Origin of the sequence: Shewanella decolorationis S12 (assembly GCF_000485795.1) — a bacterium.
GTDB lineage: Bacteria > Pseudomonadota > Gammaproteobacteria > Enterobacterales > Shewanellaceae > Shewanella > Shewanella decolorationis.
The window spans coordinates 172,477-184,013 of sequence record NZ_AXZL01000070.1 but is presented as its reverse complement, the minus strand read 5'-3'; the positions used below and the strand labels follow the sequence as shown (position 1 = coordinate 184,013).

The window sequence follows — 11,537 nt, the reverse complement described above, 5'->3', positions numbered from 1 at the left end:
GCAAGAGCAGGGTCAACTTGCTCTTGAATAAAGGCCCCCTTTTAGGGGGTTAAAACAAAGCCACCTTCTTCAGAAGGTGGATTCTTTACTGCATAAAATTAACGCGTGGAGAGTATGAGTGTTTATATGTTTATTTTATGATTCAGCCTATTAGCGGTTGGCTATGGGGCTATGACTATGCTCATGGATATGGCTAGGGCAATTTATCGGGATGACTATGCTAAGGATACGTAAAGCGACGCAATTGGATGCAAAGGCCTGCTGGGATATCCGCAATGCAGCCATTAATAAAGGCTGCGCCGGATTTTATGCTCAAGATGACTTAGAGATTTGGACCCAGGGCGAATTGACTGAATCTTTTCGGCGTATGGTGGGAGCGCATTTTTATGTGGCTGAAATCCTCAATGAAACAACCCAAGAATCGACGGTTGTGGGCACCATCATGCTGGATGAACCCTATGCTCAGGTTGAGGCGCTGTTTGTTTCTCCCGAGGCGATGGGCTTAGGTATTGGCAGGTCGTTACTGCAATTTATTGAAACAAAAGCCTTTAATTTAGGGCTTGCCCAATTGCGATTAGAGTCGACCTTAAATGCGGTCGAATTTTATCGCCACTGCGGTTTCGGTGGTGAAGGTCTAGAGGAAGAGTCGATTTATTGCTCACCCCGCGGTATCGCCTTGGAATGTATGGTGATGTATAAAAATTTAGCTTGCTAGGGCGCAGAAAAAAAAGCTTCTGCTAGAACCTAGAACCTAGAACCTAGAACCTAGAACCTAGAACCTAGAACCTAGAACCTAGAACCTAGAACCTAGAACCTAGAACCTAGAACCTAGAACCTAGAACCTAGAACCTAGAACCTAGAACCTAGAACCTAGAACCTAGAACCTAACATCACGGCAAAGCGGACAATGCGAAGATTTTCCAGCGGCAGACAGTTTGGGTTTACCTTAGTCGAACTTGTGACCACTATTATCCTGATTGGGATTTTGTCGGTGACGGTATTGCCGCGCTTATTTAGCCAGTCATCCTACAGTGCCTTTAGCTTGCGTAATGAGTTTATGGCCGAACTGCGCCAAGTTCAGCAAAAAGCCTTAAATAATACCGATAGATGTTACCGCGTTGTCGTTTCAGCGACAGGCTATCAAGTGAGTCAGTTTGCCAGTCGCGATAGCACTGGTTGTACGGGCACGCCTTTATCTCCTAACCCTTTATCCAGCCAAGCTTTTCAAGGTGGTGCGCAGTTAGTGCTTATCAGCAACAATGCCAAGAGCTTTTATCTTGATTTTGATATCAATGGTCGAGCGTCGCTTGCTTGTAATGGGCCATGTATCAATGTGATTGCCAATGACACTGTGGCGATTAATATCTCCAGCGAGGGCTATATTTATGCGAATTAATCCTCGAACGCTGGAGAGCAGAATAATAACGCCATTCTTAAAACCCAAACCACAACAGGGATTTACCTTAATCGAATTAGTGGTTGGTATGTTAGTCATTGCCATCGCTATCGTCATGCTTAGTAGCATGTTATTTCCGCAGGCGGATCGCGCGGCCAAGACTTTACATCGAGTAAAAAGTGCCGAGCTTGCCCATTCGGTGATGAATGAGATTTGGGGCAAACGTTACGACCAAAATACCAATGCCAATGGCGGAGTGCCGGCTTGTGGGAGTCCATTAGGCAGTAGTTGCTCGGCCGTCTTAGGGCCCGAAGCGGGAGAGGGGCGCAACGATTTTAACGATGTGGATGACTATAACGGCCTAACCCAAAACGCCACTATGCTCAATTCCAGCCAAACTTATGCAGAGGCTTATCCCAACTATCAATTAAGTGTCTCAGTCGCCTTTGGGCCTGCGCCTAATACCAAGTTAGTGACCATTAATGTCACCACGCCAGATAACGAAGTGATCACTTACAATTTGGTCAGGAGCAATTACTAATGCGCTCTTTATCAATGAAGAATAAGCGTCTATACGCGCAGGGGTTTACCTTAGTTGAAATGGTCACTGTGATCCTGATCTTAGGCATTCTGGTGGTCGGGGTGAGTAGCTTTATTATTTTCGGCACGCGGATTTTTGTGGAGTCGAGTTCGGTCGATCAAGTGCTAAGCCAAAGCCGCTTTGCCATTGAGCGTATGACCCGCGAGCTGCGTAGCGCAGTGCCTAATAGTGTGCGGCTCAATGGTAATGGCTTAACCTATCAGTGCGTTGAATTTGTCCCGATTGAGACGAGTACCACCTATTTAGCAATGCCGATTGCGCCGAGCACAGCAGCGCTAACGGGCACTGTGATTTTAGATAATCTGACCAGTAAGATTGCAGCGAACCAATATGTGTGGATTTATCCTTTAACCGATAGCGATGTATATAACAGCGCGAGACAAAAACGCGCACAGATTAACACCGTTAGCAGCGCCGCAAACCAAGTGACCTTAACCTTTACGGCCAATACGAGGTTTGCCGAAGCCTCTCCGCGGCAGCGGATCTATTTTGCTTCAGCACCTGTGAGTTATTGTTTTGAAAAAGCGTCATCCAGCAATGAGTTAACTCTTAAGCGTTATACTGGCTATGGGGTGAATGCCAGCCAGCCAACACCTGCGGATATGAGTTCGGGCGTGCTAATGGCACAGAGCGTGGCTAATGTGCTGAGCAATAACGCTGATTTACCGCTGATTTTAACGCCGTCGAGCCTCGTTAATAATGCGATGGTGCATTTACAACCGCGATTTAATGTCAACGGCGAGACATTTCAATATCGACATCAAGTGCAGGTGATTAATGTCCCCTAACTTATTTAGCCTCTCGCGCTCAACATATTGTCAGTGTGCGGCCCATCGCCAAGGTGGCAGCGCCTTAGTCATCGGTATTTTTGTCATTACAGTGATGTTTTTATTGGCCGCAGCCTTAATTAATATTGTTGAAGATGCAGATAGCGGATTAACCCAAGAGGTGTGGGGGACCCGTGCATTAGCCGCAGCAAACAGCGGTGCCGATGCCGCATTAGCGCAATTATTCCCATTGAATGCGCCTGCCAACGCTACGGCGACTTGTACAAGTGTTTCAAGCAGTTGGACGCCACCCGATGTAGTGGGCTTTCATGCCTGTAGCGTCAGTTTAAGCTGCACATCCTATGCAGTTGGCGCTGTCACTCAATATCGGATCAATAGTAAAGCGGTGTGTGAGAGTGGTGATACCCGTGTTAGCCGTCAAGTAGAGGTAGAAGCCCGTGGTTAGATTGCTAGGGATGTTTATTAGTTTGCTGTTATGCAGTTATTCGACTCAAGCGTTTGAGAGTGTTGACTATAACAAGTATTTTCCTGCGGTGGTTCAAGGACACCATGGAACGGCCAGTGGATGCGCTAGCCCTGCTTCAAACTTAACTATCTATCGCGGTTTTATTGATGGAACGGGCGGGCAAAATCTCGCTTATTGCAGCAGCAATAAGGCGGGTAATAGTATGCAGAATAATGTCTGTGATGATGGTGCCGGAGGGGTTCGATATTGTGATATTACGGGTTCTGATATTGCAGGCCTTAATTTGAATTCTCCCGCTAATCAGTTTCAAACGGGTAATGGTTCTGTTGGAATTGGTTATGGTCAATGCCAACCCAGTACCACCTTTGGGGCTGATAATACAACGGAATTTGGTTCAATTATTTTAGATAAAAATGGCTGTCAGCTAGCGTTTTCTGCTAATCACTCTACTTATAAAATTAAAAATCTGATTCTCGATAAGTCGACTGTGCTTAATTTATCCGCGGGAGATTATTGGGTTGAGAATTTTACCGTTACTGGTGGTTCACCCAATATTAATATCGCGGGCGATGTACGATTTTTTGTTAAAAATGCCGTTAACATTTCAGGCGCCCTAAAGTTTAATGCATCTGGCGCCGGTGAATTACTGTTTTTGGGGTACAGTAATATCGCTCTAAATACATCTAATATTGATATAAATGCTTATATCTACAGCGATGCAGAAGTCACTATTAATGGCACTAATACCATTTTTGGTCGTATAACTTCCCGTAAGTTAACGGTTAATGATGATTCAAAAATTATTGGTGGTTCAAACTTACAATTGAGTTTTGGTAAGGCGACATCTACTTCAGTGGTTTTTGATGAGGCCTTTCCTGCTGGAGTGACTCCCCTCGTATTCTTGATGCCTACCATTTCGAGTTCATCCATTAATGCTGATGGACCTGCTTCGGTTTTCCTGTCGAATGTGAGCAATACAGGTTTTACTTGGTACCAAGCAGAGCCTTCGAGCCAAAACAATCGTTACATTCCATCTTCGCCCATGCCAGAAGTGCATTGGATTGCGGTAACACCGGGTAGCTACACATTATCAAACGGTAAACGTTTTACCGCAGGCACAGTGACGACCAATAGTGCTTTAAACATGTCTTCGTCGGCCTGGGTTAATCAACCTCTTGCCAGTGGATTAACGGTAAGACTCAATCAGTTGCAAACACGCAATAATAATTGTTGGTTAACCAGTATCTCTCGGCCCTATAACGGCGGCATGCAATTAAATTTAGATACTTCTGAAGTGTATTCTGGTTCAGGTAGTAATCGGCGTTGTCAGCCTAGTGGTGTGAATTCACTTAACGATGAGACAATTGCTTATCTTGCCATCGAACCGGGTGTTGGCACTATGGCGCTCGGTGGAGAAAATGTTCGCTATCAATTCGCTAACACCATCACCCATCAATCAGGCACTTCATTAACACAGCAATGTGCTTACACCACGGCGTTAACAGGGTTTGACAATGCTCCAACCTTTGTGGCGGGTAAGTCATCTCGTAATGGTAGTGATGGTGGTTGGTTAAGGCGTTGTACACTGACATCGACACTGGTCAGTGTCGTCAATGACGAAGATACTTATCAAGATACTGACCGGACGCATGTTTCGGAAGATTATGGGTTTATCGCGCTCGAAAAAGTCGCCCCTGTTGAAGAATGTTTTACTGACGATTTTTCCCGTTCGAGCCTTGGAAATGACTGGGCAATAAAAGTATTAGGGAGTTCAACGCCACCAAGTATTGTGGGTAACAGGCTTAGAATTACTCCTGCATCGGGTAACCAAGCGACATCAAGTACCTTCCAGCGGCTATTTCCTGCTGAGGATAACCTAGTCACTGTTGAGTTTGACTATTTTGCTTGGTCTCCATCGTCAGGTACCGGGGGGGATGGTATTGCGGTTATTCTCTCTGATGCATCAGTGACTCCTCAACCGGGTAGTTTTGGTGGTGCCCTAGGGTATGCTCAGCGTAATGATGGTACATCGGGTTTTGCTGGTGGTTGGCTAGGTGTTGGTTTAGATGAATATGGTAACTTTTCGAGCGGTAACGAAGGTAAAGTGGGGGGGGCTGGATTTAGGGCACAATCCATTGCCCTACGTGGTTCCGCCGCATCAAATTACAGTTATTTAGCTGGAACAGCAGCAAATTTAAACCCTGCTATTGATGTGCGAAGTACCCAAACGGCACAACCTAACCATAAGTATCGAATCAAAATTGATTCAACGATCAATGGGCAAGCGTGGGTCTCCGTTGAACGGGATGTTCGTGATGGAAGAGGCTATCAAGCACTTGTTTCGGCTTTTGATGCAAGGGCAAAAGCTGGCCAGGGTGCGGTACCAGAAGATTTTTATTTGTCATTCACGGGTTCTACTGGGGGAGCAAATAACAACCATGAAATCGATAACTTCAAAGTGTGCGCCATAAAATCACGGCCTGTTGGTCAACAAGTGCATCATTTTGAATTTGATTATTCGAACTCGCCGTTGACCTGTAAAGCTGAAACAATGGCCGTGCGTGCCTGTGCAAATGCTGATTGTAGTCAGTTATTTACCGATCCTGTTGTTGCGCAGTTGTCGTTAAATCCCAATACCAATGGCGCTTGGTATGTTGGTGGAGTAAATACTTCGAGTCTTAGTTTTGTTAATGGCATAGCAACCGCAAGCCTACGTTATAATGTGACAGCTCCGCCAGTGACGATTGGCGTCAGTAGTTCTATTCCATCTACCATTGCTGGAAGCGATACTCTTTGCCGTAAGGGGACTGGTCCTTTAAATACGGCTTCATGCACTTTAGCTTTTGCTGATAGTGGATTTATTTTCGACGTCCCTGATAAATTGGCAAACAAGCCTACTTCCATCAATATTTCTGCCGTAAGAAAGTCAAATTCAAGTTTGGAATGCGTACCAGTATTTGAAAATACGACTAAGAATATTGGTTTTTGGAGTAGCTATATTTCCCCCTCTTCCATCCCAAGCACTTGGCAGCAACCTCTTAGTATTAAAGGGAATGTATCTGGCTCGACAACGACTGCTATCGGCAAAACTGAGGTTTCACGTACCCAAATTCCGTTACAGTTTACTAATGGCGTTGCATCCCTCGAGATAAATTATCCCGATGCCGGACGAGTACAACTTGATGCTAGGTTTGATGGCACGGGTGAAGATGCGGGTCTTTTGATGACTGGCTCAGATCAGTTTGTCAGTGTGCCTGCGGGATTATGCGTCAAACCCGTGGACGCCAGCGCCAGTTGCCCGAGTGCGGATATGAGCTGCAATGCTTACCGTAAAGCGGGGCAGAATTTCGGTATGACGGTCCAAGCTATGGCTTGGGAAAAGGACGGTGATACGGACTTTTGTTCGGGCAACGTATCTACGCCTAACTTTAGTGACCAAGCCATAAAGCTTGCCAGCAAAGTCGTGGCGCCTAGTATTGCCAGCGGCGGTCATGATGGGGTGTTAGGTGTGACTACCTATAACCATAGCGCGCAAACTAATAATCTTAATACCATAACAAATCAAACGATTAGCGAAGTGGGGGTATTTCAAATCGCGGCGCAGGCTAGCCCTAACTATCTCGGGTCAGCCAGCAGCTTAAATATTCCGATTGGCTATTCAGTCAATATTGGCCGCTTTGTGCCCGATAGATTTTTAGTGGGCGATATTTCCGTCTTACCCGCCTGCGGCAGTTTTAGCTATATGGATCAACCCTTCCCAATGTCGATGAGTCTCAAAGCCTTAAATATCGGCGGCGCGGTGACGCAGAACTATTTCCCACCATTCTCCCTTGCGACCGCCAAATTGGTGGGAGAGAACAATAACAATGGTATCGACTTACAGAGTCGCTTAAGTGCCTTGCCCGTCAACGCGGTGAGTTGGGTTCAAGGTGTGGCGACGGTCGATGGCGCTTACCGCGCTAACTTGAGCCGTGTAACCCCGAATGTGGCGACGAATCAGTATCAAGACGGTCCCTTCGAGCTGCTCGATATTGGTGTGCAGTTGATGGATAACGATCCTCGGCCAAATGGACTTTACAGTTATGTGGCCTCGCCCGATATGGATGCAGCAACCACGGGGAATTGCACTAACTGTAATGCCAAGAAAATCACCACGCAGATCCTACGCCATGGCCGGGTGGTGATGGACAATACCTATGGCCCCGAGACTGAAATCCTCAAGATGCCGACCCGAGCCGAATATTGGAATGGGGCTAATTGGGTATTAAATGGCGATGATAGCTGTACGATTGCTACCTATGGCCTAGGGTCGCAGGTGGATAATGCAGCCTTAGGCTATAACTTTGACCCGGATTTGACCACAGGACAAAGCATTAATCGCTCGGGCGCTTCATCGGCTTTTCAAGCGGGGCAATTTGATTTGCTTTGGCGAGCAGTGACCTCCAGCGGCAACTTATATCGCGGCCAAGTCACCGCGCCTTTAGATGTACCAACCTGGTTAGAATGGTATTGGAACTGGAATGGGTTCTCCCCAACCAGCTTATCCGATCCCCGTGCGAGTGCATTTTTTGGTCGTTACCGTGGTCATGACAGAATCATCTACTGGCGAGAGGTCAATTAAAGCGGTTTTCAGTTCGTTTTTGCTGAATTGGGTTTCTGCTTTGGTGATTGATCATGGTGTGATGGTTTTAGGGCGACGTTGCAAAGTGTGATACAGGGTAAAAATGCAAGAAACAGGTTTTGCTAATGTTGCCAGCTTGTATTTGATATGGTTTTTAACTGTTGGATTTTTCACCAATAAAGCGCTTTTTTCGATTAAATAGTGTTTTTGAGCGGCACATTTGAAAAAAAATCACTCCATTAGCGATTGTTAACCTCAACGGTCTTGTGGAATCAGGGTGGCATTGATAAAGTTAGCTGATTTTTCTTTTCTTCTGACTCCACAGAATACAGGCTAGTTACATGTTCAAGAAGCTGCGTGGCATTTTTTCTAATGATCTATCGATCGATTTGGGTACAGCTAACACCTTAATTTATGTTCGTGATGAAGGCATAGTCCTCAATGAGCCTTCTGTTGTTGCTATACGTGGTGAGCGTAGTAGTTCTGGTCAGAAGTCTGTTGCCGCTGTCGGTACAGAAGCCAAACAAATGTTAGGCCGTACCCCTGGCAATATCCAAGCTATCCGTCCGATGAAAGACGGTGTGATTGCCGACTTTTATGTGACAGAGAAAATGTTGCAGCACTTTATTAAACAAGTGCATAACAACAGCTTTTTTCGTCCAAGCCCACGTGTTTTAGTCTGTGTTCCTGTTGGCGCAACCCAAGTAGAACGCCGTGCGATTCGCGAGTCAGCCATGGGCGCAGGTGCCCGTGAAGTCTATTTGATTGAAGAGCCAATGGCCGCAGCAATTGGTGCGGGTTTACCTGTATCTGAAGCCACAGGTTCTATGGTTGTGGACATCGGTGGTGGTACTACTGAAGTCGCGATTATCTCCTTGAACGGTGTAGTGTATTCCTCTTCTGTACGTATCGGCGGTGACAAGTTTGATGATGCCATCATCAACTATGTACGTCGTAACTACGGCAGCCTGATTGGTGAAGCAACGGCTGAGCGCATCAAGCACACTATCGGTACTGCTTACCCAGGCGATGAAGTATTAGAGATTGAAGTCCGTGGTCGTAACTTGGCCGAAGGTGTACCTCGTAGCTTCACGCTGAACAGCAACGAAATTTTAGAAGCACTGCAAGAGCCATTATCAGGCATTGTGAGTGCCGTCATGGTGGCATTAGAGCAATCGCCACCGGAATTAGCGTCTGATATCTCTGAGCGCGGCATGGTATTAACCGGTGGTGGTGCCTTACTGCGTGATTTAGACCGTTTATTGATGCAAGAAACTGGAATTCCAGTCATGGTGGCGGACGATCCTCTGACCTGCGTAGCGCGTGGTGGTGGTAAAGCCCTTGAAATGATTGATATGCACGGCGGCGATCTGTTCTCCGAAGAAACCTAATCTAACTTCGGTATGGGGCGGTTAATCACCGCCTTAGCTTTCCTATGAAGCCTATTTTTGTTCGTGGTATTTCGAACCAGTTCCGTTTAACACTGGCAATTATCCTGTCGGTGATTTTGCTCGCCGCAAATCACCGTCTCGAGCCTGCCCGTGAATCCCTTTCATCTGCCTTAAGCCCCATCCAATACCTTGCGAGTGTGCCCAGTGCGATCCTCGACTGGTCATCGGAGAGTTTTGCTACCCGCAATATGCTGGCATTGCAAAATAAAGAGTTGTTAAGGCAGCAATTATTAATGAGTGAGCGTCTGCAGCGCTTCGAGCATCTGCGTCAGGAAAACGAGCGTTTACGCGCCCTGTTGGGGTCGCCTGCCTATCAGGATTCCCGCAAGATGGTAGCCGAAGTGATGGAGGTGGCCAGCGATCCTTCCCATCATTATGTGGTGCTGAACCACGGCTCGCGCAGTGGAGTATTTGTCGGTCAACCCGTTGTGGATGCTCAGGGCGTCGTCGGACAGGTTGTACAGGTTAGTGAGATGACGAGCCGCGTGCTCTTGCTCTCCGATGTGTCCCACGGTTTACCGGTGCGAATTACCCGTAACGATGTGCGCTTAGTGGCTAACGGTACTGGTGAGCTCGACGAGATTGAACTGCGCCATGTGGCCAAGAGTACCGATATTCGCGTTGGCGATTTATTAGTGACCTCAGGCTTAGGCAATCGCTTTCCGGAAGGTTATCCGGTGGCGCGGGTCATGGAAGTCTTAACTGAAGATGGTCAGAGTTATGCGCGTGTCACGGCTCAGCCGTTAGCGGCGCTCGATAGGATTCGTTATCTGCTGTTGATTTGGCCATCTCCAGATTCTGGCGTGACTTTGCCTAATCAACTCCCTGTGCCAGCTGCGGATCATCCTGCGGAAGCAGCCAAACCCGATGCCGGCACTGGCAGTGCTAATCCTCAAGGCGCGGCTGCTAATGCGAGCGTGCCTAATACCTCAGCACCTAATCGCACCACTCCTAATACGACAGCGCCAAACGCCGCTGCGACACCAAGCAATGCCAATGGTGCCTCGAACGCTGCCACCACTCAACCGCCAGCCGAGGTACACTAATGAGTTTACAAGCTGCAAATGGACGCATCGCGGTTTGGTTAACCCTATTTGTTGGGCTGTTAAGTCAAATTATGCCGCTGCCAACTATTGTTGAGGCTTGGCGTCCCGATTGGTTATTGATGATTCTGATCTATTGGTCGATTGCGTTGCCCCACAGATATAACATTCTGACGGCGTGGTTGATGGGGTTGTCTTTAGATATTCTGCTCGGCGCTACCCTAGGTGTGCGCTCACTTGCCATGTCGCTAGTGATTTATATCGCGATTTTGCACTGCCAGCGGTTACGCAACTTCCCTAAGTGGCAACAGTCACTGGTGGTGATGTTACTGATTGCTATCTATCACCTGATTATCTATTGGGTCGAGTTTGTGATGGACGGTGCTAAATTCCATACGGATTTGTTCTTACCCGCGTTATCGGGCCTAGCATTTTGGCCGTGGATTTTTTGGATTTTACGTCGCGTTCGACGTCATTATAAGGTTCGTTAGTCGTGAATTTAGTCTTAGCCTCAACTTCGCCACGCCGTAAAGAGTTATTGACTCATATAGGTTTAGGCCGCGCCGATTTTAGTTTTACCCAAGTGGCGCCGGATATCGATGAAACCCCTAAGAAAGGTGAGTTACCACGCGACTATGTTCAGCGCCTCGCGGCCGAAAAAGCCCAGGCAGGGCTTGCATTATGCTCAGGCATGTCACAGCCTGCCGTATTAGGTTCTGATACTATCGTCGTGCTTGAAAACGAAATATTAGGTAAGCCTGTCGATGAGGCCGATGCCAAGCGGGTACTGCGCGCACTTTCGGGTAAGGCGCACACTGTGATGACAGCTGTCGCCTTAGCTATGGTTGACCAAACCTCTGTACGTTTAGTCGAAACCTTAGTGCGCTTTTGCGTGCTGTCGGACGCCGACATTGATGCCTACGTTGCCTCACAGGAACCAATGGATAAGGCGGGCAGCTATGGGATCCAAGGTTTGGGCGGTTGTTTTGTCGAATCCATTGAGGGGAGTTACTCCTGCGTCGTGGGCTTGCCCTTAGTGGAAACCCGCGAACTGTTATCCGAGGCGGGCATAGGCTAATCCATGGATTAAGCGCCTCGTTAACGGGCGCAATATGAGGCCTTAGTTGAGTATCCGCTAGACAAACTTCTGTGATATAGGTTTTCAGGCTTA

Annotated in this window: 10 protein-coding genes; all 10 read left to right on the top strand. The window is 47.4% G+C overall.

From position 1 onward, the window contains the following. Positions 1–217: 217 nt before the first annotated feature. The gene (locus tag SHD_RS14385) at positions 218–715 is read left to right on the top strand and encodes a GNAT family N-acetyltransferase (RefSeq protein WP_023267792.1); all 498 of its coding nucleotides are present in this window, start codon (positions 218–220) and stop codon (positions 713–715) included. Between the two features lie 192 nt (positions 716–907). Further along, complete coding sequence (locus SHD_RS14380) at positions 908–1,396, top strand: prepilin-type N-terminal cleavage/methylation domain-containing protein (RefSeq protein ID WP_023267791.1); 489 nt, start codon at positions 908–910, stop codon at positions 1,394–1,396. Further along, positions 1,386–1,937 (top strand): type IV pilus modification PilV family protein, encoded by a 552-nt coding sequence (locus tag SHD_RS14375; RefSeq protein ID WP_023267790.1) that lies wholly within the window; start codon positions 1,386–1,388, stop codon positions 1,935–1,937. The genes SHD_RS14380 and SHD_RS14375 overlap by 11 nt, the downstream gene beginning before the upstream one ends. After that, positions 1,937–2,785, top strand: a complete 849-nt coding sequence (locus tag SHD_RS14370) for a PilW family protein (RefSeq protein ID WP_023267789.1) — start codon at positions 1,937–1,939, stop codon at positions 2,783–2,785. The genes SHD_RS14375 and SHD_RS14370 overlap by 1 nt, the downstream gene beginning before the upstream one ends. After that, positions 2,775–3,230 (top strand): hypothetical protein, encoded by a 456-nt coding sequence (locus SHD_RS14365; protein ID WP_023267788.1) that lies wholly within the window; start codon positions 2,775–2,777, stop codon positions 3,228–3,230. The genes SHD_RS14370 and SHD_RS14365 overlap by 11 nt, the downstream gene beginning before the upstream one ends. A 10-nt stretch (positions 3,231–3,240) precedes the next feature. After that, positions 3,241–7,872 (top strand): DUF6701 domain-containing protein, encoded by a 4,632-nt coding sequence (locus SHD_RS14360; RefSeq protein WP_023267787.1) that lies wholly within the window; start codon positions 3,241–3,243, stop codon positions 7,870–7,872. A gap of 341 nt (positions 7,873–8,213) precedes the next feature. Then, complete coding sequence (locus SHD_RS14355; protein ID WP_011624203.1) at positions 8,214–9,263, top strand: rod shape-determining protein; 1,050 nt, start codon at positions 8,214–8,216, stop codon at positions 9,261–9,263. A gap of 44 nt (positions 9,264–9,307) precedes the next feature. Further along, entirely contained in the window at positions 9,308–10,369 is a 1,062-nt protein-coding gene (gene mreC, locus SHD_RS14350) for a rod shape-determining protein MreC (protein ID WP_023267785.1), read from the top strand. After that, complete coding sequence (mreD, locus tag SHD_RS14345) at positions 10,369–10,857, top strand: rod shape-determining protein MreD (protein ID WP_023267784.1); 489 nt, start codon at positions 10,369–10,371, stop codon at positions 10,855–10,857. The genes mreC and mreD overlap by 1 nt, the downstream gene beginning before the upstream one ends. A 2-nt stretch (positions 10,858–10,859) precedes the next feature. Then, complete coding sequence (locus SHD_RS14340; protein WP_023267783.1) at positions 10,860–11,444, top strand: Maf family protein; 585 nt, start codon at positions 10,860–10,862, stop codon at positions 11,442–11,444. Positions 11,445–11,537 lie beyond the last annotated feature (93 nt).

Bases quoted from the DNA above. Each gene is read 5' to 3' on its own strand.
- SHD_RS14385 (WP_023267792.1), top strand. From the start codon at position 218: ATGCTAAGGATACGTAAAGCGACGCAATTGGATGCAAAGGCCTGCTGG.
- SHD_RS14380 (WP_023267791.1), top strand. From the start codon at position 908: ATGCGAAGATTTTCCAGCGGCAGACAGTTTGGGTTTACCTTAGTCGAA.
- SHD_RS14375 (WP_023267790.1), top strand. From the start codon at position 1,386: ATGCGAATTAATCCTCGAACGCTGGAGAGCAGAATAATAACGCCATTC.
- SHD_RS14370 (WP_023267789.1), top strand. From the start codon at position 1,937: ATGCGCTCTTTATCAATGAAGAATAAGCGTCTATACGCGCAGGGGTTT.
- SHD_RS14365 (WP_023267788.1), top strand. From the start codon at position 2,775: ATGTCCCCTAACTTATTTAGCCTCTCGCGCTCAACATATTGTCAGTGT.
- SHD_RS14360 (WP_023267787.1), top strand. From the start codon at position 3,241: ATGTTTATTAGTTTGCTGTTATGCAGTTATTCGACTCAAGCGTTTGAG.
- SHD_RS14355 (WP_011624203.1), top strand. From the start codon at position 8,214: ATGTTCAAGAAGCTGCGTGGCATTTTTTCTAATGATCTATCGATCGAT.
- mreC (WP_023267785.1), top strand. From the start codon at position 9,308: ATGAAGCCTATTTTTGTTCGTGGTATTTCGAACCAGTTCCGTTTAACA.
- mreD (WP_023267784.1), top strand. From the start codon at position 10,369: ATGAGTTTACAAGCTGCAAATGGACGCATCGCGGTTTGGTTAACCCTA.